This window comes from Vannielia sp. SX4, assembly GCF_052828525.1.
Map to the genome: position 1 here is coordinate 2,033,455 of NZ_CM128247.1, position 21,988 is coordinate 2,055,442.

General features: G+C 68.4%; 19 protein-coding genes. 4 read left to right on the forward strand and 15 right to left on the reverse strand.

The genetic code is table 11. The annotated features are described in order from the left end of the window. Nucleotides 1–36: 36 nt before the first annotated feature. Both gltA and gltX read right to left on the reverse strand, forming a co-directional pair. Nucleotides 37–1,332 (reverse strand): citrate synthase, encoded by a 1,296-nt coding sequence (gene gltA, locus ACUXVX_RS09990; protein WP_222469689.1) that lies wholly within the window; start codon nucleotides 1,330–1,332, stop codon nucleotides 37–39. A 110-nt stretch (nucleotides 1,333–1,442) separates the two neighbouring features. Beyond that, a complete protein-coding gene (gene gltX / locus ACUXVX_RS09995; protein ID WP_446311418.1) occupies nucleotides 1,443–2,843 on the reverse strand; it encodes a glutamate--tRNA ligase in 1,401 nt (466 codons plus the stop codon). Between the two features lie 221 nt (nucleotides 2,844–3,064). On the opposite strand from gltX, the gene ACUXVX_RS10000 reads away from it, so the two are divergent. After that, a complete protein-coding gene (locus tag ACUXVX_RS10000) occupies nucleotides 3,065–4,969 on the forward strand; it encodes a ComEC/Rec2 family competence protein (RefSeq protein ID WP_446311419.1) in 1,905 nt (634 codons plus the stop codon). Nucleotides 4,970–4,999: 30 nt separating this feature from the next. Here the strand turns inward: ACUXVX_RS10000 and lexA are convergent, their stop codons facing one another. From lexA to ACUXVX_RS10035, 7 genes are all read right to left on the reverse strand, one after another. Next, complete coding sequence (gene lexA, locus ACUXVX_RS10005) at nucleotides 5,000–5,695, reverse strand: transcriptional repressor LexA (RefSeq protein ID WP_222469687.1); 696 nt, start codon at nucleotides 5,693–5,695, stop codon at nucleotides 5,000–5,002. A gap of 84 nt (nucleotides 5,696–5,779) precedes the next feature. Further along, nucleotides 5,780–6,949 carry a molybdopterin molybdotransferase MoeA gene (locus ACUXVX_RS10010; protein WP_446311420.1) on the reverse strand — a complete coding sequence of 390 codons (1,170 nt, stop codon included), beginning with the start codon at nucleotides 6,947–6,949 and terminating at the stop codon, nucleotides 5,780–5,782. Further along, nucleotides 6,946–7,419 carry a cyclic pyranopterin monophosphate synthase MoaC gene (gene moaC / locus ACUXVX_RS10015; protein WP_446311421.1) on the reverse strand — a complete coding sequence of 158 codons (474 nt, stop codon included), beginning with the start codon at nucleotides 7,417–7,419 and terminating at the stop codon, nucleotides 6,946–6,948. Before moaC ends, ACUXVX_RS10010 begins: the two co-directional genes overlap by 4 nt. 3 nt (nucleotides 7,420–7,422) lie before the next feature. Continuing rightward, the gene (gene trpC / locus ACUXVX_RS10020; RefSeq protein ID WP_446311422.1) at nucleotides 7,423–8,226 is read right to left on the reverse strand and encodes an indole-3-glycerol phosphate synthase TrpC; all 804 of its coding nucleotides are present in this window, start codon (nucleotides 8,224–8,226) and stop codon (nucleotides 7,423–7,425) included. A gap of 42 nt (nucleotides 8,227–8,268) precedes the next feature. After that, nucleotides 8,269–8,970 (reverse strand): hypothetical protein, encoded by a 702-nt coding sequence (locus tag ACUXVX_RS10025; RefSeq protein WP_446311423.1) that lies wholly within the window; start codon nucleotides 8,968–8,970, stop codon nucleotides 8,269–8,271. 96 nt (nucleotides 8,971–9,066) lie between these two features. Then, the gene (trpD, locus tag ACUXVX_RS10030; protein WP_446311424.1) at nucleotides 9,067–10,086 is read right to left on the reverse strand and encodes an anthranilate phosphoribosyltransferase; all 1,020 of its coding nucleotides are present in this window, start codon (nucleotides 10,084–10,086) and stop codon (nucleotides 9,067–9,069) included. Further along, nucleotides 10,083–10,667, reverse strand: coding sequence for an anthranilate synthase component II (locus tag ACUXVX_RS10035; RefSeq protein WP_222469681.1), 585 nt, complete (start codon nucleotides 10,665–10,667; stop codon nucleotides 10,083–10,085). The genes trpD and ACUXVX_RS10035 overlap by 4 nt, the downstream gene beginning before the upstream one ends. A 182-nt stretch (nucleotides 10,668–10,849) precedes the next feature. Between ACUXVX_RS10035 and ACUXVX_RS10040 the strand changes: the two genes are divergently transcribed. Continuing rightward, on the forward strand, nucleotides 10,850–13,033 hold the full coding sequence (locus ACUXVX_RS10040; protein WP_446311425.1) for a divergent polysaccharide deacetylase family protein: 2,184 nt from the start codon (nucleotides 10,850–10,852) through the stop codon (nucleotides 13,031–13,033). Nucleotides 13,034–13,203: 170 nt separating this feature from the next. Here ACUXVX_RS10040 and trpE read toward each other — a convergent pair whose 3' ends face one another. From trpE to gpt, 4 genes are all read right to left on the reverse strand, one after another. Beyond that, entirely contained in the window at nucleotides 13,204–14,718 is a 1,515-nt protein-coding gene (trpE, locus tag ACUXVX_RS10045; RefSeq protein ID WP_446311426.1) for an anthranilate synthase component I, read from the reverse strand. A gap of 26 nt (nucleotides 14,719–14,744) precedes the next feature. Beyond that, on the reverse strand, nucleotides 14,745–16,604 hold the full coding sequence (locus ACUXVX_RS10050) for a peptidyl-prolyl cis-trans isomerase (protein WP_446311427.1): 1,860 nt from the start codon (nucleotides 16,602–16,604) through the stop codon (nucleotides 14,745–14,747). Between the two features lie 75 nt (nucleotides 16,605–16,679). Continuing rightward, the gene (locus tag ACUXVX_RS10055; protein ID WP_446311428.1) at nucleotides 16,680–17,888 is read right to left on the reverse strand and encodes an aminotransferase; all 1,209 of its coding nucleotides are present in this window, start codon (nucleotides 17,886–17,888) and stop codon (nucleotides 16,680–16,682) included. A gap of 1 nt (nucleotide 17,889) precedes the next feature. Next, the gene (gene gpt, locus ACUXVX_RS10060; RefSeq protein ID WP_222469676.1) at nucleotides 17,890–18,408 is read right to left on the reverse strand and encodes a xanthine phosphoribosyltransferase; all 519 of its coding nucleotides are present in this window, start codon (nucleotides 18,406–18,408) and stop codon (nucleotides 17,890–17,892) included. A gap of 137 nt (nucleotides 18,409–18,545) precedes the next feature. On the opposite strand from gpt, the gene ACUXVX_RS10065 reads away from it, so the two are divergent. Then, on the forward strand, nucleotides 18,546–19,208 hold the full coding sequence (locus ACUXVX_RS10065) for a potassium channel family protein (RefSeq protein ID WP_222492336.1): 663 nt from the start codon (nucleotides 18,546–18,548) through the stop codon (nucleotides 19,206–19,208). Next, nucleotides 19,205–20,560, forward strand: coding sequence for a TrkH family potassium uptake protein (locus ACUXVX_RS10070; RefSeq protein WP_446311429.1), 1,356 nt, complete (start codon nucleotides 19,205–19,207; stop codon nucleotides 20,558–20,560). Before ACUXVX_RS10065 ends, ACUXVX_RS10070 begins: the two co-directional genes overlap by 4 nt. A gap of 25 nt (nucleotides 20,561–20,585) precedes the next feature. Here the strand turns inward: ACUXVX_RS10070 and ACUXVX_RS10075 are convergent, their stop codons facing one another. Next, the gene (locus ACUXVX_RS10075) at nucleotides 20,586–21,002 is read right to left on the reverse strand and encodes a hypothetical protein (protein ID WP_446311430.1); all 417 of its coding nucleotides are present in this window, start codon (nucleotides 21,000–21,002) and stop codon (nucleotides 20,586–20,588) included. A gap of 9 nt (nucleotides 21,003–21,011) precedes the next feature. Continuing rightward, nucleotides 21,012–21,836 carry an enoyl-ACP reductase FabI gene (fabI, locus tag ACUXVX_RS10080; RefSeq protein ID WP_446311431.1) on the reverse strand — a complete coding sequence of 275 codons (825 nt, stop codon included), beginning with the start codon at nucleotides 21,834–21,836 and terminating at the stop codon, nucleotides 21,012–21,014. Nucleotides 21,837–21,988: the final 152 nt, after the last annotated feature.

Consider the following 21,988-nt stretch of genomic DNA (forward strand, 5'->3'; position numbering starts at 1 on the left):
GGGGCGGCCCTTGTGTTTTGTGGCGGTGTGCCGCGCTCAGCGGTTCTCGACCTCGACGTAGTCACGGAAGGGGGCGCCGGTGTAGAGCTGGCGCGGGCGGCCGATGCGCATGGTCGGATCGGCGAGCTGTTCTTTCCACTGGCTGACCCAGCCCACGGTGCGCGAGAGCGCGAAGATGGGGGTGAACATCGAGGTGGGGAAGCCCATCGCCTCGAGGATGATGCCGGAGTAGAAATCGACGTTCGGGAACAGCTTTTTCTCGGCGAAGTAGGGATCGGCCAGGGCCTGGGTTTCCAGCTCCTTGGCGGTCGCCAGGATCGGGTTGTTCTCGACGCCCAGCAGGTCGAGCACCTCGTCGGCCGATTGCTTCATCACCGTCGCGCGGGGATCGAAGTTCTTGTAGACGCGGTGGCCGAAGCCCATCAGGCGGAAGGGATCGTCCTTGTCCTTGGCGCGGGCGATGAACTCGGGGATGCGATCGGGGGTGCCGATCTCTTTGAGCATCTCGAGGCAGGCCTGGTTGGCGCCGCCGTGGGCCGGGCCCCAGAGGCAGGCGATGCCGGCGGCGATACAGGCAAACGGGTTGGCGCCGGAGGAGGAGGCCAGACGCACGGTGGAGGTGGAGGCGTTCTGCTCGTGGTCGGCGTGGAGGGTGAAGATCCGGTCCATCGCGCGGCTCAGGATCGGGTCGACCTTGTACTCTGCCGCGGGCACGGCGAAGCACATGTGCAGGAAGTTCTCGGCATAGGTCAGGTCGTTGCGCGGATACACGAACGGCTGGCCGATGGAGTACTTGTAGGCCCAGGCTGCGATGGTCGGCATCTTGGCGATCAGACGGTGCGAGGCGACCTCGCGCTGATACGGGTCCGAAATATCGGTGCTGTCGTGGTAGAAGGCGGCCATTGCGCCGACCACGCCCACCATGACGGCCATCGGGTGCGCATCACGCCGGAAGCCGCGGAAGAAATACTGCATCTGCTCGTGCAGCATGGTGTGGTGGGTGATGGTGTGCTCGAAGGTTTCGAGCTGCTCGGCGGTCGGCAGTTCGCCGTAGAGCAGCAGGTAGCAGACCTCGAGATAATGCGATTTGGCGGCCAGTTGGTCGATCGGGTAGCCGCGGTGCAGCAATTCGCCCTTCTCGCCGTCGATGAAGGTGATGGTGCTCTCGCAAGCGGCGGTGGAAGTGAAGCCCGGATCGTAGGTGAACACGTCACCCTGGGCGTAGAGCTTGCGGATGTCGATCACGTCCGGCCCGGCGGTGGGCGAATGGATCGGCAGCTCGATCGACTTGTCTTCAAACGTCAGCGTCGCCGTCTTGGAGGTATCTGCCATGAAGGTCCCTTTCGGTGGTCACTCACGCAACGGACCCTTGTTTTCAAGGGCCCGGGCGCGGGGTTGTTCCTCTCATATCGGCGACAGAGTTAGCGCGGAGTTAAGCGCTCTCAAGTCGCCGCGTCTTGCAGCCGTGCCAAAGTTTCGGCCCGGCCGATCACCAGCATCATATCGAACACACTCGGCGTTGCCGTGCGGCCGGAAAGCGCCGCGCGGAGGGGGCCTGCAAGCTGTCCGAACTTGCTGTTCTTACTCTCTGCGAACTCGCCAAGAGTAGCCTCCAGCGCCTCGCGGTTCCAGCTAGCATTTTGCAGGTGCGGCGTCAATTCCGACAGTATACCACGGGATACCGGGTCCAGAACCTTCGCCGCCTTCTCGTCGGGAATGAAGGGCCGCTGGCCGAGCACGAAGGCGGCTTTTTCGAGCAGTTGGGGCAGGGTGCGGGCGGAGGGCTTGAGGCAGTACATCGCCCGCAGCAGGCCGTCCTTCTGGGTTTCGGTCAGCTCCTGCGCCTCGATGGCGGTGAGATACGCCTCGATCTCGCCCATCAGGTCCATGTCGTCCATCGCAGCGATGTGCTGGCCGGAGAGATTGTCGAGCTTCTTGAAGTCGAAGCGGGCGGCGGCCTTGTTGATGCCGTCGAGCGAGAACCACTCGCGGGCCTGCTCATCGGTGAAGAACTCGTCGTCGCCGTGGCTCCAGCCCAGACGGGCGAGGTAGTTGCGCATGGCGGGGGCGGGGTAGCCCATCTTCTGATATTCCTCCACGCCGGTCGCGCCGTGGCGCTTGGAGAGCTTCTTGCCGTCCGGCCCGAGGATCAGCGGCAGGTGGGCATAGACCGGCAGGGGCCAGCCCATCGCGGTGTAGATGTGGCACTGGCGGGCGGCGTTGTTGAGGTGGTCATCGCCCCGGATCACGTGGGTGACGCCCATGTCGTAATCGTCCACCACCACGGCGAGCATGTAGGTGGGGGTGCCATCGGACCGCAGCAGGATCATGTCATCGAGCGTGGAGTTCTTGAAGGTCACCGTGCCCTGCACCGCATCCTCGATCACCGTGTCGCCCTCGCGCGGAGCCTTGAGGCGGATCACGAAGGGGGCGTCGGGGTGGGTGGCCGGATCGGCATCACGCCAGGGCGACAGGTAGAGGGTGGAGCGGCCCTCGGCCTTGGCCTCTTCGCGGAAGGCGGCGATTTCATCCTGCGTGGCAAAGCACTTGTAGGCGGTGCCGGCGGCGAGCATCTGATGGGCGACCTCGGCGTGGCGCTCGACCCGCTCGAACTGGCTCACCGCGTCGCCATCCCACTCCAGCCCGAGCCAGCGCATGCCGCCATAGATCGCATCGGTCGCCTCGGGTGTGGAGCGCGCCCGGTCGGTATCTTCGATGCGCAGTAGGAACTTGCCGCCCATCTTGCGGGCGAAGATCCAGTTGAACAGCCCGGTGCGGGCGGTGCCGATGTGCATGGTGCCGGTGGGCGAGGGGGCGATACGGGTGACGACCTGGGCAGGCATGTCCGAAGGCATGGGGCGCGTTAACCTTTTGTAAAGGATGATTTGTATAGCTGGTCCCCGTGTATGCAATCGGCTCAGGCAGGGCAAGGCCACCACTTTGGGGGAGGCTGGCGCTGCCGTTCCTTGCCCAACGGGGGCACCTGCTGCTGTGGACTCCGGTCTGCCTGGGGCTGGGGATCGGTGCGTATTTCTCCCTCGCAGAAGAGCCGAGCGGCGGGCAGGTGAGCCTTGCGCTGGCCGCCGCCTGCGCCGCGCTGTTGCTGGCCCGGCTGGCAGGCGAGGCGCTCGCGCCGCTCTTCGTGGCGCTTGCGCTGGTGCTGGCGGGCGGCGCGCTGGGGTGGGCGCGCACGGCGCTGGTGGCCGCTCCGGTGCTGGATTTTCGCTATTACGGGCCGGTGGAAGGCCGGATCATCGGGATCGACCGCTCGCAATCGGACGCGGTGCGGCTCACGCTCGACCACGTGCGGCTGGGCGACATGGCGCCGGGACGGGTGCCGGAGAAGGTGCGGGTGTCGCTGCATGGCGATCAGCGCTGGCTGTTGCCTGAGCCGGGGCTGGGGGTGATGCTGACCGCGAACCTTTCGCCGCCGCCGGGGCCGGTGGAGCCGGGGGGCTATGACTTTCGGCGGCAGGCGTGGTTCGACGGGATCGGCGCGGTGGGCTACACCCGCACACCGGTTTTCGCCGTGATCCCGGCGGAGCAGGGGCGCGGCGGGCTGGCGCTGTTTCGGGCGCGCGTGGCCTTGTCGGAGGCGATACGCGAAAGGCTCGGCGGCCAGCCGGGGGCCTTTGCCGCCGCGCTGCTGACCGGGGACCGCTCGGCGGTGTCGCAGGACACGCTAGAGCACCTGCGGGCCTCGAACCTCGCGCATTTGCTGGCGATCTCGGGGCTGCACATGGGGCTGCTCACCGGCACGATCTTTACCGCCATCCGGGCGCTGCTGGCACTGGTCCCGTGGGTCGCGCTGCGGCTCGACGGGCGCAAGGTGGCGGCGGTGATCGCGCTGGTGGCGGGGGCGGGCTACCTTGGCCTCTCGGGCGGCAATATCGCCACCGAGCGGGCCTTCATCATGGTGTCGGTCATGCTGGGGGCGGTGCTGATCGGGCGGCGGGCGATCTCGCTCAGGGCGGTGGCGCTGGCGGCTGTGATCGTGCTGCTGCGACGGCCCGAGGCGCTGCTTTCACCGGGGTTCCAGATGTCGTTCTCGGCGACCACGGCGCTGGTGGCGGTGTTCGCGGCGCTGCGGGATGCGGGCGGCTTTGGCCGGGGCTGGCCCGCGGTGCTGAAGGGCGCGGCCTCGCTGGTGATCTCCTCGGCGGTGGCGGGGGCGGCGACGGCGCCCTTTGCGGCGGCACATTTCAACCGGATCGCGGATTACGGGCTGATCGCCAACCTCGCCTCGGTGCCGGTGATGGGGCTCTGGGTGATGCCCTGGGCGCTGGTGGCGGGGGTGCTGGCGCCGCTGGGGCTGAGCTGGCTGCCGCTGCAGATCATGGGTTGGGGCTGCGCATGGATATTGGGCGTGGCGGCATGGGTCGCTGGGCTGGAGGGCGCGGTGACCCATGTGATCGCGCCGGGGCCGTGGGTGCTGCCGCTCTTGGCGCTTGGGGCGCTCTGGCTGGTGCTCTCGCGCGGCGCGGGGCGCTGGCTGGGGCTGAGCGGCGTGGCGGCGGCGCTGCTGCTCTGGACGCAGGCGGACCGCCCGGTGCTGCTGGTGTCAGACCGGGGCGGGCTGGTCGGGCTGATGGGGCCGGAGGGCAGGGCGCTGTCGAAGGACAGGGGAGAGGCATTTACCGCCGAGGTCTGGCTGGAGAATGACGGCGACGGCGCCACGCAGGAGGCGGCGGCGGCGCGGATGGGGGCGGCGGAGGCGGGCGTGCTGCGCTTTGAGGCGGCGGGGCGTGCGGTGACCCATGTGTCTGGTCGGGGTGCGGCGGCGAAGGCGGCGGGGCTTTGCGGGCCGGGGCTGTTGATTACGAGCGTGGAGCCGAAGCCTGCTGTGACCGGTGCCTGCGACCTGTGGAGCCCGAAGCGGATGCGGCAGACGGGCGCGTTGGCGGTGATGCCGGATGGCAGGCTGGTGACAGCGGCCGAAGTTGCCGGCCGCCGCCCGTGGTCGCCCTAGGGCGGGAGTCGTCCCGCCTGTAGCGGCGGCTCAGTACGTGCGGATCAGGCCGACGAGGCGGCCCTGCACCTTGACCTGATCGTCGCGGAAGACGCGGGTTTCATAGGCCGGGTTGGCGGCCTCCAGCGCGATGGAGTTGCCGTTGCGGCGGAAGCGCTTGAGCGTGGCCTCCTGATCCTCGACCAGCGCCACGACGATATCGCCATTGTCCGCCGTGCTGCCCTCGCGGATCACCACCACATCACCATCGTTGATGCCGGCGTCGATCATGGAATCGCCTTTGACTTCAAGCGCATAGTGCTTGCCGCGGCTGACCATCGTGCTGGGCACGGCGACGTGGTGGCTGACCTGGCTGATGGCCTCGATCGGGACACCGGCGGCGATGCGGCCCATCACCGGCAGCTCGGTGGCGGCAGCCTCGACCGGCATGGCACCGGGGGGCGGGGGCGCATCGGGGCGGGCGCCGTCGATCACCTTGGGGGTGAAGCCAGTGGGGCGCCGCGACTCGAGCGCCTCGGGCAGCTTGACGATCTCGATGGCGCGGGCCTTGTGGGCCAACCGCCGGATGAAGCCGCGCTCCTCCAGCGCCGTGATAAGGCGGTGGATGCCGGACTTGGAGCGCAGGTCGAGCGCATCCTTCATCTCGTCGAAGGAGGGGGGCACACCGTCACGCCGCATCCGCGTGTCGATGAACTTCAACAAATCCAACTGCTTTCTGGTCAGCATCGGGCTCTCCATGCTCGGCCTCGTTTGCAGATGTTCTGGCAAAGTTCACGTTTTGTGTCAAGCCTCCTGACAGGGGCCGACAGATCAGAGGTCGATGACCTCGATCATCTCGCCTGCTGCGCGCGCCCCATCGCTGACCGGGCGGACCACCAGCGCATTGGCGGCGTCCAGCACCGAGAGCAGGGAGCTGTCTTGCCGGTCGAAGACGGTGACGGCGCCCTCGGAGACGGTGGCGCGCATGTAATGGGCGCGGGGGCCGTTGGCGGCGATGGGCGCGGCCAAGGGAAGGTGGCGGCGCGGGGCGGGTGCCTCGCCCAGACCGAGCATCTTGCGGATCGCGGGGCGGATGAAGACGTGGCCGCAAACGATTGACGATACGGGGTTTCCGGGCAGGCCGACCATGGCCATACCGAGCACGCGGCCTGCCATCAGCGGTTTGCCCGGGCGCATGGCGACCTTGTAGAAGGCGCGGTCCATCCCCAGTTCGGCGGCGACCTCGCCCACGAGGTCATGATCGCCCACGGAAGCGCCGCCGGTGGTGACCACCAGATCAGCGCCGCGGGCGAGGGTGAAGGCCATCGTGAGGCTCTCGCGGTTGTCGCGGGCGATGGGCAGCAGGCGGCATTCGGCGCCCTCGGCCTCGAACAGAGCGGCGAGGGCGAAGCTGTTGGAGGCGATGATCTGGTCGGGGCCGGGGGCCTCGCCGGGCATCACCAGCTCGTCGCCGGTGGCGATGAGGGCGACCACGGGCTTGCGGGTGCAGGTGACCGTGGGCGCACCCATCGCGGCGGCGAGCGCCAGCGCGTTGGGGGTGAGGCGGCGGCCCGGCTCGAGCCTGTCACCTGCTTTGAAGTCACCGCCTGCGGGGCGGATGTGGGTGCCGTCATCGAGGTTTTCGCGCAGGGTGATCGTGCTTTCACTCCGCTCGACATCTTCCTGAATGACAATGCGATCTGCGCCTTCGGGCAGGGGCGCGCCGGTGAAGATGCGCACCGCCTCGCCGGGCCCGACGGAGAGACCCGAGGCGCGACCTGCGGCGCTTTCGCCGATCACGGTGAACTGCTGGCCGGGGGCAACGGGGCCGCGCAGAGCGTAGCCATCCATCGCGGAGGCGGAAAACGGGGGCTGGTCGCGGGGGGCGACGACCGGGGCGGCGAGCACGCGGCCAGCGGCTTGGCGGAGGGGGACAGGCTCGGTCGGCAGAGGCTCCACCAGCGCGAAGATCCGCGCGAGCGCCTCCTCGACCGAGATCAAAGCGCCTCGTAGCGGCCGGATTTGCCGCCATCCTTAAGGAGCACCCGGAGGCCGCCGATTTCCATCGCCTTATCAACGGCTTTCAGCATGTCGTAGACGGTCAGCCCGGCGACGGAAGCCGCCGTCAGCGCCTCCATCTCCACCCCGGTCTGACCGGTGGTCTTGACGGTCGCGGCGATGCGGATGCCGGGCAGATCGGCATCGGCCTCCAGCTCCACCGCGACCTTGGTGATGGGCAGCGGGTGGCAGAGGGGGATCAGATCGGGGGTACGCTTGGCGGCCATGATGCCCGCGAGCCGCGCAACGCCCAGCACGTCGCCCTTCTTGGCGCTGCCTTTCTGAACCATTTCGAGGGTTTCGGGCGACATCTTCACATGCGCCTCGGCCACCGCGATACGCGAGGTGACGGCCTTGTCGGACACGTCGACCATATGGGCGCGGCCCTCGGCATCGAAATGGGTCAGCGCCACGGGTCAGGCCCTCGCGGTGTCGGACAGCAGGGCGCGGGTGGCGGCGGCCACGTCATCGGCCCGCATCAGGCTCTCGCCGATCAGGAAGCAGCGCGCGCCGTATTGGGCCAGCTCGGCCAGATCGGCGGGGGTGGCAAGGCCGCTTTCGGAGATCAGCAGGCGGTTGGCATCGGCCAGCCGTGCGAGCTTTTTGGTGGTCTCCAGCGAGGTCTCGAAGGTGTGGAGATTGCGGTTGTTGATGCCCAGAAGGCGGGACTCGAGCCGCATGGCGCGCTCAAGCTCCTCCTCGTTGTGAACCTCGACCAGCACATCCATGCCCTGCTCGGTGGCGGCGACCTCAAGATCATGCGCCAGCGCGTCATCGACGGCGGCCATGATGATCAGGATGCAGTCGGCACCCCAGGCGCGGGCCTCCAGCACCTGATAGGTGTCGTAGAGAAAATCTTTGCGGAGCACGGGCAGCGAGGTGGCCTCGCGTGCGGCGGTCAGGAACTCGGGCGCGCCCTGAAAGCTGGGGCCGTCGGTGAGCACCGAGAGGCAGGCCGCGCCGCCGGACTCATAGGCCTGCGCCAGCGTGGGCGGGTCAAAATCATCGCGGATCAAGCCCTTGGAGGGGCTTGCCTTTTTGACCTCGGCGATGAGGCCGTAGCCGTGGCGGGAGTGCTCGATCAGCGCGTCACGGAAGCCCCGGACGGTGGGGGCGGAGGCGGCGGCGGAGAGCATGGCCTCTTCGGAGCGCTCGGCCTTGGCGGCGGCGATCTCTTCGAGTTTGTAGTCGCGGATGCGGTCGAGAATGGTCTGGCTCATGGGGCACATCTATTGCGCGGGCCGGGGCGGGGCAATGGCGATTTAGTCGAGGGTCGCGCTGAGCAGGGCCTGCACGGGGTTTTCGGGCGCGTAGGTGATGGCGACCCGGTCGCCGGGTTTGGCGCCCATCACCAGCTTGGTGGGGGATGGCGGGATCTCGGCCTGCTGGGTGCGGCCAAGACTGTCGGTGAAGGTGACGGTGAGGGCGGTGCGGTTGCCAACCGGGCGCAGCTCTTGGATGCACGCCTCGGTGCGGTTGCCGTGGCGGCGGAGGGTGCGGGCAGCGACCTGGGTGCTGTGGAAGAACCAAGCGGCGACAAGGGCGAAGGCGATAAAGCCTGCGCCGACGAGGCCGGCGTAGAAGGCGTTGTCGGACACGCCGCCTGGCTCGATCTCGACCTCCTCGGGCGCGCCGGGGAGGGTTTTGACGGTGATCGTGTCGCCCTCCCTGACCGAGGAATAGAAGTCGGACGAGACGGTTTCGGTCGCGCGGTGAAAGGCGAGGTCGGGCGCGGTGCCGGAGGTGTAGGTGACGGTGATCAGGTAGTCGGTGGTCGGGGTCTTGGAGCCGCCGATGCGCACCCGGCGGTCACGCTCGACGATCTTGGCGGAGGTCTCCACACCGTTGCGGGCGAACTCGCGGCCGCGGGCGCCCTCGGAGACCCAGACCCAGAGGCCGATGGCGCCGACGGCGAGCAGAAGCAGCACCAGCCAGCCGCCGCCGCGTGTGAACCATCTGAACATGAGCCGTCTCCCGCTTGCCCCGCTGCAGGAAAGCGGGCGCGGGCGCAGGGGTCAAGCGCGGGGGGTGCCTCGGGCGAGTGCCCGGGGCGTACGGGCTCAGGCCTTGGCGGAGGTGATGCGGGCCAGCGTTTGCACCTTTTCGAGCGCCTTGCCGCTGTCGATGCTCTCGGCAGCCGCTGCGACGCCATCGGCCTTGGTGGCGACCTTGCCGGCGATCATCAGCGCGGCGGCGGCGTTGAGCAGCACGGCGTCGCGGTAGGCGCTTTTCTCGCCTTCCAGCAGGGCGCGGAAGGCGGCGGCGTTCTCTGCCGGGGTGCCGCCGAGGATTGCCTCGAACGGGTGCTGGGGCAGGCCGAACTCCTCGGGGTGGACCTCGAACTCGGTGATCTCGCCGTCATCCAGCGCGGCGACCTTGGAGGCGGCGGCGATGGAGAGCTCATCGGTGCCGTCGCCGCCGTGGACGATCCACGCCGATGCGCTGCCCAGATCGCGCAGCACCTCAGCCATCGGCTTCAGCCATGCGGGCGAGAAGGCCCCGGTGAGCTGGCGTTTCACCCCGGCGGGGTTGGTCAGCGGGCCAAGGATGTTGAACACGGTGCGGGTGCCAAGCTCGGCGCGGGTGGGGCCGACATGGGCCATCGCGGGGTGGTGCATGGGGGCCATCATGAAGCCGATGCCCGCCTCGGCGATGGCGCGGTTGACCACCTGCGCATCGACCATGACCTCGACGCCCATTTGACCCAGCGCATCGGCAGCGCCGGACTTGGAGGAGAGGTTGCGGTTGCCGTGCTTGGCCACCACCACGCCTGCGCCCGCCACCACGAAGGCGGTGGCGGTGGAGATGTTCAGAGTGCCCTTGCCGTCGCCGCCGGTGCCGACGATGTCCATCGCGCCCTCGGGGGCGGTCACCGGTTTGCAGCGGGCGCGCATGGCGGCGGCGGCGGCGGCGATTTCATCGACGGTTTCGCCGCGCACGCGGAGCGCCATGAGGAAGCCGCCGATCTGGCTTGGCGTGGCCTCGCCCTCGAAGAGCGCGGCAAAGGCGGCCTCGGCCTCGGGGCGGGTGAGGGGGCGCTCGGCGGCGGTGCCGATCAGGCTGCGGATGGTATCGCTCATGCGGGCTCGGCTGCCATGTTGAGGAAGTTCTGGAGCATGGCGTGGCCGTGCTCGGAGCGGATGCTCTCGGGGTGAAACTGCACGCCCTCGATGGGAAGCGAGGTGTGGCGCAGGCCCATGATGGTGCCATCCTCCAGCTCGGCGGTCACTTCGAGGCAGTCGGGCAGGCTCTCGCGCTCGACGATGAGGGAGTGGTAGCGCGTGGCCTTCAGCTCGCCCTGAGGCAGGCCTGCAAACACGCCCTTGCCGGTGTGGCGGATCTGGCCGAGCTTGCCGTGGACGATCTCGCCCGCGCGCACGACCTTGCCGCCGAAGGCCTGCCCGATGGACTGGTGGCCGAGGCAGACGCCCATCAGCGGGATGCGGGCATCGGCCGCCGCGTGCACCAGATCGAGGCAGATGCCCGCCTCGTTGGGGGTGCAGGGGCCGGGGGAGAGCAGGATGGCCGAGGGGTTCAGCGCCATCGCCTCCTGCGGGTTCAACGCATCGTTCCGGTGGACCTGCACATCGGCGCCAAGCTCGCCCAGATAGTGGACGAGGTTGTAGGTGAAGCTGTCGTAATTATCGATCAGGAGCAGCATTTGGCCCTCGGGAAACTGGGATGCGCAAGGGGGGTGATCCGCCGCGCGGTTGGCGCTATACTTGCCCGCAGCCCGCCGCCGGGGTCAAGCCCATCCCTGGCTCGCAGTGCGGTGGGGCGTAACATGCGGTGCGCGTTCAGAAAATAGGCGCGTGCGGCGATAACAGGCGAAAGGTCGGGCACATGGGCAAGGGACTCCTCTCGGGTGTGGCATGGGGCGCGCTGGCAAGCGTGCTGGTGCTGGGCGGTGCGTCGGTGATGACGCCGCTGCCCGAGGATGTGGCGGCGCGTGCGGGCGCGGATGCGGGTGAAGAGCCGGTGGACGGGCCTGTTGCGGCGGGCGGGCTGGAAGCGCCGGAGGCCGATGCGGCCCCCGAGGCGCCGGAGCCGATGGCCGATGCGGGCGCGGTGGAGACCGAGGCGGAGAGCGATCTGACGCCGCCGCCGGGCTCGGAGTTTGCCCGCGCCGGAGAAGACCGCGCGCCCGAAGCGCCGGGTGCGGAGGCCGAGCCGGTGGCGCCCGCAGCCCCCGAGCAACCCGATGTGGAAGTGGCGGTGGCCGAGAGCCCCGCGCCTGATACCGCCCCGCCCGCCGTGCCGGAAACCGCGACCGAGGGCGTGGCCGCGCCTGTCGCCCCGGTGGTGGAGGAAACCGCCCCGGTGATCGGCGGCAGTGATGGCGCGGTGGCCGGAGCCGAAGCGCCGGATGCCGCCGCCCAGCCCGAGGCGGGCGCGGCGCCGGAGGTTGAGGCCGAGGCTGCGCCGGATGTGCCGCGCAGCACGCCGGAGACGGTGGGCGCCGAGGCCGTAGCCGCCCCTGCGAGCGACAGCGAGGCGGTGGCCGCCTCCGAGAGCGAAGCGGCCCCGGTGGCGGCGGCAGAGGTGGCCTCGGGCGAGCAGGCCGAGCGTGCCGAGCCGGTGCGCGCCGAAAGCGGCGAGGCCGCGACTGGGGCAGAGGTTGCGCCAGAGGTGGTGGCCGAGGCGGCGGTGGAAGCCGTGGCACCCGCCAGCGGCAGTGATGTGGCCCGGGTGGCAGGCGGTGAAACCGCCGAGCGCGCCGGGGAGGCCGAGGTGGCTGCGGCCTCCGAGGCGGAGGTTGTGACCGGCACGGAGCCAGTGGTGGAGGCCGGTGAGGCGGCCGGATCCGAGGCGGTGGCCCCGGCGGAAGTGGAAACGGCAGAGGGTGTGGCGCCGGAGGCGGCCCCTGAGGCTGTGGCCGAGACTGCACCGGAAGCCGCACCGGAACTGGCCGAGGAACAGGCGCCAGAGGTGGTGGAGATCGTGGAGCCTGAGGCCGAGGTGGCCGCGCGGCCCGCGCCCGAGGCGGAGGCCCCTGTGGCCGAAACGCCTGCGGTGCCGGTGTCTGACGGGCAAGCGCCTGCGCAGGCGGCGCCCGAGCGGGAGGCCCCCGCAGAGGTGGCCGAGGCCCCGGCCACGACCGCGCCTGAGCGCGCCGCGGTGGAGCGGGAAACCGAGCTTCCGGCAGATCCTTCTGCGCCGCCCTCTTCGGTGCCGATCACCGAGCGGCAGCCGCGCACCGGCACCGGCGGCGGCACCCTGCCGCGCCGGATCGTGACCAATGGTGAGAGCGGCGGCGGCTTTGGCAAGCGGGTGGTGCCGCTGACTGAGCGCAACAAGCCCGGCTCGCGGCTTCCGGCCATCGGCGCCAGCGCAGAGGTCGAGGAGGCCGCGCCGGTGACGGCGCTGGCCGCCAATGCCGCGCCCTTCACCAATGAGGACGGCAAGCCGGTGGTCTCGGTCATCCTGTTCGACGTGGGCGATCAGGGCGTGGACCGGGCGGCGCTGCAGGCGCTCGACTTTCCGGTGACCTTTGCCGTGGACCCGACCGACCCGGGCGCGGCGGAGACGGCGCAGGGCTACCGGGACGCGGGCTTCGAGGTGTTGATCCTGCCGGCAGGGCTGCCGTCCGGGACCACGCCGCAGGACTTGGAAACCACGCTGCAAAGCTACTTTGGCCGCTTCCCCGGCGCGATGGGCCTGCTGGCCACGGGTGAGGAAGGGGTAATGGAAAGCCCCGCGCTGACCCGGCAATTGCTCGCGATCGCGGGCGATACCGGGCATGGGCTGGTGTTTGTGGACAGCGGGCTGAACTCGGCCCGCCGCGGCGCGGAGAGCGCCGGGCTGCCCTCGACGCTGGTCTGGAAGGTTCTGGACGGCGCGCGGGAGGATGGCGGCGCGATTGGCCGGACGCTGGACCGCGCGGCCTTCAGGGCCGGGCAGGAGGGCGAGGTGGTGGTCATGGGCCACAGCTTTGGCCCGACGGTGGAGAGCCTGATGAACTGGGCCGCCGGGAGCAAGGGCCAGAGCGTGGCGCTGGCGCCGGTGTCGGCGGTGTTGATGCGGTAGGGCGCCGGGTGGTGGGCAGGATTGCCCATCCTATGGGGCTGGCGAAGCTACGCTGGTGTTATGGTGTGGTGTTGGGCCGAACTCGTGTGCAGCGGGGGGCCAGCCCCCCGCACCCCCCGGAGATATTTTCAGCAAGAAAATGAGCAGGGGCGGCGCGCGCCGGTGCGGGGTCAGCTGTTGCCACTGCGGGTGAAGCGGGCGGCGTCGTCGGCGGCAGCCTTGATGGCTTTGCTCTTGTTCACGGTTTCCATGAACTCGGCCTCGGGGTCGCTGTCGTAGACCACGCCGCCGCCGGCTTGGATGTAGAGGGTTTCGTCCTTCAGGACGGCGGTGCGCAGGGCGATGCACATATCCATGTCGCCATCGGCGGAAAAGTAGCCGACGCCGCCGCCGTAGACGCCGCGCTTTTCCGGCTCCAGCTCATCGATGATTTCCATCGCGCGGACCTTGGGGGCGCCGGAGACGGTGCCGGCGGGCAGGCCTGCGAGCAGGGCGGAGAGGGCATCTTCGCCGTCGTTCAACTGGCCAACCACGTTGGAGACGATGTGCATCACGTGGCTGTAGCGCTCGACGATGAATTCCTCGGTCGGGCGTACGGTGCCGATCTTGGCGACGCGGCCCACATCGTTGCGGCCCAGATCGAGCAGCATGAGGTGCTCGGCCAGTTCCTTTTCGTCCGAGAGCAGGTCGGCCTCGAGCGCGCGGTCCTCTTCCTCGTTCGCGCCGCGTTTGCGGGTGCCCGCGATGGGGCGGATGGTGACCTCGCCCTCGCGCAGGCGCACGAGGATTTCGGGCGAGGCGCCGATGACCTGAAAACCGCCGAAGTTGAAGAAGAACATGAAGGGCGAGGGGTTGGTGCGGCGCAGCGAGCGGTAGAGCGCGAAGGGGGGCAGGGTGAAGGATTGGGCCCAGCGTTGCGAGGGCACGACCTGAAAGATGTCGCCTGCGCGGATGTAGTCCTTGGCCTTCTCGACGGCGGCCTTGTAGCCCTCGCGGGTGAAGTTGGAGACCGGCTCGGGGGTTTCATGCGCCGCCTCAAGCGCGCGGCTTTCGCCGGAGAGGCCGCGATCGAGGTCGCGCAGGGCATCCATCACCCGCTCGGCGGCCTGGGCATAGGCGGCGCGGGCCGACAAGCCTGAGGCGGTGAAGGCGGGAGACACGAGGGTGACCTCGCCCTTCACGCCGTCGAGCACGGCGACCACGGTGGGCCGCATCATCACCGCGTCGGGCAGGCCGAGGGTGTCTTCGGGCACGTCGGGCAGGTGCTCGACGAGGCGTATCATGTCGTAGCCGAGGTAGCCGAAGAGGCCGGCGGCGGCGGAGGGCAGATCATCGGGCAGGGTGATGCGGCATTCGGCCAGCAGGGCGCGCAGGCTGTCGAGCGGGGCGGCGGCTTCGGCCTCCCAGGCCTGCGGGTCGAAGCGGGCCTGACGGTTGATGCGGGCGGTCTCGCCGTGGCACTGCCAGATCAGGTCGGGCTTGAGGCCGATGATGGAGTAGCGGCCGCGCACCTCGCCGCCGGTGACGCTTTCGAGCATGAAGCTGTCTTCACGCGCGCCGGCGAGTTTGAGCATGAGCGACACCGGCGTGTCGAGGTCGGCGGCGAGGCGGGTATAGACCACCTGGTTCTCGCCGGCCTCATAGCCCTTGGCGAAGCTCTCAAAGCTGGGTTCGATCGTGCTCATGGGGCGGTGTGTATCGCTTGTTGTGACTACTGCGTGGCGATCTGCGCGTGGACCTGCGACAGCGCGCCATTGTCGAACTCGACTCCAGCCTGCTGGGCCATGGCGCCCGCGAAGGCGGAGTAAAGATCGACCGAGAGCGACTGGGCGGCCTGCTGGGTGAGCAGCTGGGTGAGGAGGCCGACACGCTCGTCTTCGGCGTCGGGGGCCTCCACCTTGGTCAGCTGCAGCAGGTAGACGTTGCCGAAGGCCTCGAGGATGGCGAGGCCACCCTCTTCGAGTTCGAAGGCGGTGGTGATCAGCGCGGGGGGCGTGCCCTCGATGTGGGCCTCGCGGGTTTGCGCGTTGGCCTCGTCGACCGGGGCGGCGGAGGCGCTGAGGGCGGCACCGGCCTCGACCTGCGCCTGCAGATCGGCGGCCTGCACGCGCAGGCGCTTCTCTGTTTCCTGCGCTTCCCATCCGGCGAGCACCTTGCCGCGGACCTCGTCCAGCTCTTGCAGACGCGGCTCCAAAATTTCATCGAGGCGCATGGCGAAGATGCCGCCATCTTCGAGCCGGATCACGGTGGGGAAGTCATCTTGCGTGAGCGTTAGGGCGGCGTCGCGGAAGGCGTTGTAGCCTGCGATCATCTCGCCGGAGGCTTCCCACCAGTCGATCTGGTCGACGACCAGCTCGGTCTCTTCGGCCAGTTCTTCGAGCGTGGCGCCCTCGGCGAGCCGGTCTTCGACATCGATCTCCATGTCGGAGATCACCCGGCGGGCGCGCTCCTGTGCCAGTTCCTCGACGAGGTCCGCGCGCGCCTCTTCCAGCGGGATGTTCACCGCCGAGAGGATGCCGTTCATCCGGAAGAGGGCCGGGCCGAGATCGGTCTCGAAGGGGCCCGCGACGCCGGGCTCGGTGAGGGCGAACACGGCCTCGCCAGCGGCGCCGGGCAGGTCGGATTGGGTCAGCTCGCCAAGGTCGACATCTTCCAGCGTCAGGCCGCGGGCCTCCACGATGGACTGGAAAGTGGCGGAGCCGTCATCGAGCTGGGCCTTGGCCTCGGCGGCGGCCTCCTCGGTGGGGAAGATCAGCCGTTCGACAAGGCGGCGCTCGGGTTGCTGGAACTCGGCGGCGCGGCTCTCGTAGAGGCGGGCGATGGCGTCTTCGTCGATTTCGACGGTTTCCACCAGCATCTCGGGCAGCACCCATGCGTAGGTGATGCGCTTCATCTGGGGCAGGGTGAAATCGGGGGTGTTGGCCTGATAGTAGGCGGTCAGCTCCTCTTCGGAGGGCTCAGGCAGCGGCTCGGCCAGCTGATCGGTGCCGAAGGTCGCCCAGCGGAAGCTGCGGCGCTCGCCGAAGTAGGTCATCAGCGTGTCGATCTGGACCTTGGGGGCGGGCACGCCGCCTACGACGGCCCCTTGCAGGATGGTGCGGGCGGTGTCTTTGCGCACACCGGTCTCGAACTCGGCGACCGACATGCCGCGGTTGCGCAGAACGCCCTGATAGGCGGCGCGGTCGAAGTTGCCGTCGATGCCCTGAAAGGCCTGCGCGGAGACGACCTGCTCGCGCACCCGCTCGTCGCCCACGGAGAGGCCCATGTTGGTGGCGGCATTGTCGAGCGCGGCGCGGTTGGTGAGGCGGGTGCGGACACGGGCGAGGATGCCCGCCTGCTCGGCGTCGGAAATCGACAGCTGGCGGCCGGTGTCGCGCTCTTCGGCGGCAATTTCGGAGACCAGTTCGCGGTAATATTCGTTCACCGGCACCGGCTCGTCGCCGACCGTGCCGACGGCGCTGATGGAGCTGCCGAAACTGGTGATGCCGAAGCCGGTGAGACCGAGGATCAGGAGGCCCATGAGGACCCAGATCACGATGTTGCCCAGCTTCTTGCCCGCGCTCTGTGCCATTGCTCCGCCCGTTTGCTTTGTATGCAGTTGGCGTTTGTTATCCGGGCCTCGGGCGGGGGGCAAGGGTTGGGGCGGTCAGGGGGCCTTGAATTCTGCGAGATTGAAGCTGGTTAGCCTATTGGCGAGCTGGCCGATGGCGGGGGCGTCGAGGTTGGCGAAGGCGACCCGGAGGGCGCGGGCACCCACGGCATCGCCCGTGGGCGAGAAGAAGGTGCCGGGCAGGGCCAGCACCCCGGCCTCGCGCACGAGCGCCTTGGCGACGTTGGTGGCATCGCTCTCCATCGGGTGTTCGATCCACGCGAAGAAGCCGCCGAGCCCCGCCAGCCGCCAGCCGGCATCGGCCAGAGCGGGGGCGGCATCACGCATGGCGGCCTGACGGGCGAGCACCTCGTCGCGCTGGGAGGCGACCCATTGGCCGAGGTTCTGCAAGCCCCAGAGCGCGGCCTTCTGGCCCAGCGGGGTGGGGCAGATGGTGACGGTGTCGATGAACTTCTCGATTTCTGCCAGACGGGTGGGCGAGGTGGCCACGGCACCGACGCGGTGGCCCATCAGGCGGAAGCTCTTGGAGAAAGAGTAGATGTGGATGAGCGTGTCATCCCAGTCCGGATCGGTGAAGAGCTCGTGGGGCGCGCCGGTGGCGGCGGTGAAATCGCGATAGGTTTCATCGACGATCAGGGCGAGGCCGCGGGCGCGGGCGAGGCCCTGGAAGGCGGCCAGCAGCGCGGGCGGATATTCGGCCCCGGTGGGGTTGTTGGGCGTGACCAGCACGATGGCGCGGGTGCGCTCGGTGATGAGAGAGGCGGCCTCATCGGGGTCGGGCAGGAGCGTGGCGGCATCACAGGGCAGCGGGACGGTGCCGATGTGGGCCATGTCAAGCCACATTTTATGGTTGAAGTACCAAGGGGTTGGCAGGATCACCTCATCCTCCGGCCCGGCCAGCGAGGCGAGCACGGCGCAGAAGGCGTGGTTGGCACCGGAGGTGATGGCGACCTGCGCCGCTGCCACGCGGCCGCCGTAGGTGGCGGAGATGTTGGCGGCCAGTTCCTCGCGCAGCGCCCCCAGCCCCAGCACGGCGCCGTAGTGGTGGGCGCTGTCATCGTTGAGCGCGGCCTCGGCGATGACGCGGCGTAGCGCCTCGGGCGGCGGGTCGGCGGGTGCGGCTTGGCCTGCGTCGATCAGCGGGCGCTCGGGCGGAAAGGTGAGGCCGGAAAGCCAGCTCTTGGCCTCCACCACGGGGGAGGCGAAGGTGCGAGCGGTGGGGGGCTGCGGTGGAAGCGGCGCCACCTCAGTCCTTGCCCCGGTAGGGCTCGACGTATTGCAGCGCCATGTCCCAAGGGAAGAAGATCCAGGTATCCTGGCTGACGCCGGTGATGAAGGTGTTCACCATCGGCTCGCCCTGCGGCTTGGCGTAGACGGTGGCGAAATGGGCGTTGGGGTAGAGCTCGCGCACCAGTTCGAGGGTTTTGCCGGTGTCGACGAGGTCGTCGACGACGAGGATGCCGGTGCCGTCGCCCATCATCTCGGCGTCGGGGCTCTTGAGCACCTGAGCCTCGCTGCGCTGGTCGGCCTTGCCGCCGCCGGAGTGGTAGCTTTTGACCGAGATCGTATCGACGGTGCGGATATCGAGCTCGCGGGCCACGATCATCGCCGGGGCCATGCCGCCGCGGGTGATGGCGACCACGGCCTTCCACGCACCGTCATCGGGGCCTTTGCCATCGAGCCGCCACGCCAGCGCGCGGCTGTCGCGGTGGATCTGGTCCCAGGAGACGTGAAAGCCTTTTTCGTGGGGCAGGCGGTCTGACATGGTTCGTCCTCGTGCAGCGTTTTGCCTCTCATATCCCCGTGAGCGCCCTGCCGTCGAGAGGAACCGGGCTGTTATGCGCGGGTTTTGCGGCGTAAAAGGCCGCAACGTCAGGGCCGGTGGCCCGAAGGGGATGCGATATGGCAAAGGAAAACCGCAGCTTTGCGGTGATCGGGCTGGGCGCCTTTGGGGGCACGGTTGCGACCGAGCTGGCGCGCTTTGGCAATCAGGTGATCGGGGTGGATATCGACGAGCTGCGGGTGGCGCGGCTGGCCGATGAGTTGACCTCGACGGTGATCCTCGACACGACCGACGAGCAGGGGCTGCGGGAAGCGGGAATTGACCGCTACGATGTGGCGCTGGTCTCGATTGGCGAGAACATCGAGGCGAGCATTCTGACGACGATGAACCTGAAGATGCTCGGCGTCGGCACGATCTGGGTGAAGGCGGCGAACCGGACCCATCACCGGATTCTCAGCAAGCTGGGTGCGGACCGGGTGATTCTGCCGGAGCAGGACATGGGCCAGCGGGTGAGCCAGATGCTGAACAACCCGGTGGTGGAAGATTACGCCAGCCTGCGCAATGGCTACTCGGTGGTGAACATCCATCTGCCCGAGCGGCTTGACGGCACCGAGCTGAACGCGCTGCGCCGGATCGCGGGTGAAGACCTGCGGTTTCTGGGGCTGATGCGGGGCACAGCCTTTCATTCGTGCAACGACAATGCGCTCACCGTGCAGGCCGATGACCGGCTGATCGTGTTGGGCAAGCGCGCTGATCTGCGCGCCTTTGGCGACGCGCTTTGAGCCGACGGGTCCGCCGCCACGCCAAGAGCCTTGCCCGCAGGCTCGCAGACCTGCCCGCGCCGCTGATCCTCGCGGGGGGCTATGCGGCGTTTATCGTGCTCGGCGCGGTGCTGTTCCGCCTGCCGTTCACTAGCCATGTGCCGGTGGGGTGGAGCGATGCGCTCTTCACCGCCACCTCCGCTGTGACGGTGACAGGGCTGGCGGTGTTTGACGTGGGCGCGGTGCTGACCTTCTGGGGCGAATTGCTGCTGGCGGTGCTGATCCAGGTCGGCGGGCTGGGGCTGATGGTGTTTGCGGTGCTGCTCTTCTCGGCGCTGGGGCTGCCGGTGGGGCTGACGCAGACGACCTATCTGCGCGAAGACCTTGGCCAGTCGTCGCTGGCGCGGCTGGGGCTGCTGGTGGCGACGATCTTCAAGGTGGTGCTGGCCTGCGAGGTGGCGGGGGCGCTGTTTTTGTGCCTGACGTTCGTCCCCGAGCAGGGCTTCTGGCCCGGGCTGTGGACGGCGATTTTTCATTCGGTCTCGGCCTTCAACAACGCGGGGTTCTCGACCATCGGGGCGGGTCTGGTGCCCTTTGCGACCGATCCGGTGATCAACATCGTGATTCCGGCGCTCTTTATCACCGGCGGCATCGGCTACGTGGTGCTCGATGACATCGGGCGGCGGCCCGGCTGGCGCTATTACACGCTGCACACCAAGATCATGCTGATCGGGACGGCTGTGCTGATTGTCTGGTCGATGGCGAGTTTCGCGGTGCTGGAGTGGACCAACCCGCGCACGCTGGGCGCGCTCGGCTCGGACACGGCGCGGCTGGCGGTGAGCTGGTTTCAGGCGGTGACGCCGCGCACCGCCGGGTTCAACACCACCGATATCGGCGGGCTGCACGACTCGACGGCGCTGATGTTCATCTCGCTCATGCTGATCGGCGGCGGCCCGGCCTCGACGGCGGGCGGCATCAAGGTGACGACTTTCGTGGTGATGCTGCTGGCGACGGTGGCGTTTTTCCGGCGGCAGACGCAGCTCCACGCCTTTGGCCGCTCGATCGGGCTGGAGCAGGTGCTGAAGGTGATGGCGCTGACCGCGATCAGCATTCTGACGATCTTCGTGGCGACGTTTCTGATGGTCGCCAGCCATGACGGGCATTTCCTCGATATCGCCTTCGAGGTGGCCTCGGCCTTTGGCACCGTGGGGCTGAGCCGGGGCTATACTGGCGAGTTGACGGAGTTTGGCCGGGTGGTCTGCGAGGTGGTCATGTTCCTCGGGCGCGTGGGGCCGCTGACGCTGGGGTATTTTCTGGCCACGCGGAGCGTGCCGCGAGTTCGGTATCCGGAGGGGCAGATTCACCTCGGGTGAGGGAAGACAGGCCTCTGCATTAAGTTCAGGTGGAGACGGAGATGCGGAAGGCGACGCCGTGCTCGACCGCGCGTTTGAACACCCGCTCGGTCTCGTCGAGCCGCTCTTCGGTGTGCTGGGCCATATCAGGCCATCCGGTGAAGAGCTCGGGCTGCTCAAGCAGGGCGGTGCGGATGGCGGCGCAAAGCGCTAGCATCGCCTCGGGCGGAAACCACGGGCCGTCGCGCTCAGGGTTGTAGGGCCGGCGCATGTGCTCGGGCATGGCCTGGTTGATGTCGTTGAACTCGGCCTCCGAAAGCCCGATGTAGGCCTCGAGCGGGGCTTGGCCCGCGTCGATGAAGATATCGGGGAAGGGCGGGGCGTCGAACATCGCGAGATCGACGTAATCCTCGCCCATAACCGCCGGGACATCTGGATCGAAGACGGGCCAATACTCGGGCATGGCGCCGGATCAGCTGTCTTTGCGCTTGGTCACAACGTCGATATCGGGCGCGTCCACCGCCTTCATCCCGACAGCGTGGTAGCCCGCGTCGACATGGTGGATCTCGCCGGTCACGCCGGAGCCGAGATCGGAGAGCAGGTAGAGCGCGGATTTGCCCACGTCGTCGATGGTCACGTTGCGGCGCAGCGGCGAGTTCAACTCGTTCCATTTGAGGATATAGCGGAAGTCGCCGATGCCGGAGGCGGCCAGCGTCTTGATCGGGCCGGCGGAGATGCCGTTGACGCGGATGCCGTCCTTGCCGAGATCCTCGGCGAGGTAGCGCACGGAGGCCTCGAGCGCGGCCTTGGCAACGCCCATCACGTTGTAATGCGGCATGACCTTTTCGGCGCCGTAGTAGGTGAGGGTGAGGCAGGAGCCGCCGTTCTTCATCAGCTTCTCGGCCCGCGCGGTGCAGGCGGTGAAGGAATAGACGGAGATCTCCATCGACATGCGGAAGTTCTCGACCGAGGTGTCGACATAGCGGCCGCGCAGCTCGTTCTTGTCGGAGTAACCGATGGCGTGAACGTAGAAATCGAGGCCGCCCCACTCTTTTTCGATCTGGGCGAAGGCAGCGTCGACGCTCTCGGTGTTGCTCACATCGCAATCGGCCATGAGGGTGCAGCCGAGTTGCTCGGCCAACGGTGTGACGCGCTTTTTGAAGGCATCGCCCTGATAGGTCAGCGCCAGCTCGGCGCCTGCATCGGCGAGCGCCTTGGCTACGCCCCACGCGATGGATTTGTCATTGGCGAGCCCCATGATCAGCCCACGCTTGCCTGCCATCAGTTGTGATGTCATCGACCCCTCCGTCGCTTTCTGCATGATCCCTTTAGGGCAAGCCGGGGCGAGGTTGCAAGCGCTGGCGCAACAGGGCAAGACTGTGCGCGAAACATGCAACTGCGAGCGGCATGTCGACGATAGGACAGTGAATCTGTCCAAACGGACAGGTT

What these genes read in the sequence shown, in the direction of transcription:
- gltA (WP_222469689.1), bottom strand. Translation starts at nt 1,332, where the DNA reads ATGGCAGATACCTCCAAGACGGCGACGCTGACGTTTGAAGACAAGTCG.
- gltX (WP_446311418.1), bottom strand. Translation starts at nt 2,843, where the DNA reads ATGCCTGCCCAGGTCGTCACCCGTATCGCCCCCTCGCCCACCGGCACC.
- lexA (WP_222469687.1), bottom strand. Translation starts at nt 5,695, where the DNA reads ATGCTGACCAGAAAGCAGTTGGATTTGTTGAAGTTCATCGACACGCGG.
- trpC (WP_446311422.1), bottom strand. Translation starts at nt 8,226, where the DNA reads ATGAGCCAGACCATTCTCGACCGCATCCGCGACTACAAACTCGAAGAG.
- ACUXVX_RS10025 (WP_446311423.1), bottom strand. Translation starts at nt 8,970, where the DNA reads ATGTTCAGATGGTTCACACGCGGCGGCGGCTGGCTGGTGCTGCTTCTG.
- trpD (WP_446311424.1), bottom strand. Translation starts at nt 10,086, where the DNA reads ATGAGCGATACCATCCGCAGCCTGATCGGCACCGCCGCCGAGCGCCCC.
- ACUXVX_RS10035 (WP_222469681.1), bottom strand. Translation starts at nt 10,667, where the DNA reads ATGCTGCTCCTGATCGATAATTACGACAGCTTCACCTACAACCTCGTC.
- ACUXVX_RS10040 (WP_446311425.1), top strand. Translation starts at nt 10,850, where the DNA reads ATGGGCAAGGGACTCCTCTCGGGTGTGGCATGGGGCGCGCTGGCAAGC.
- trpE (WP_446311426.1), bottom strand. Translation starts at nt 14,718, where the DNA reads ATGAGCACGATCGAACCCAGCTTTGAGAGCTTCGCCAAGGGCTATGAG.
- ACUXVX_RS10050 (WP_446311427.1), bottom strand. Translation starts at nt 16,604, where the DNA reads ATGGCACAGAGCGCGGGCAAGAAGCTGGGCAACATCGTGATCTGGGTC.
- gpt (WP_222469676.1), bottom strand. Translation starts at nt 18,408, where the DNA reads ATGTCAGACCGCCTGCCCCACGAAAAAGGCTTTCACGTCTCCTGGGAC.
- ACUXVX_RS10065 (WP_222492336.1), top strand. Translation starts at nt 18,546, where the DNA reads ATGGCAAAGGAAAACCGCAGCTTTGCGGTGATCGGGCTGGGCGCCTTT.
- ACUXVX_RS10075 (WP_446311430.1), bottom strand. Translation starts at nt 21,002, where the DNA reads ATGCCCGAGTATTGGCCCGTCTTCGATCCAGATGTCCCGGCGGTTATG.
- fabI (WP_446311431.1), bottom strand. Translation starts at nt 21,836, where the DNA reads ATGACATCACAACTGATGGCAGGCAAGCGTGGGCTGATCATGGGGCTC.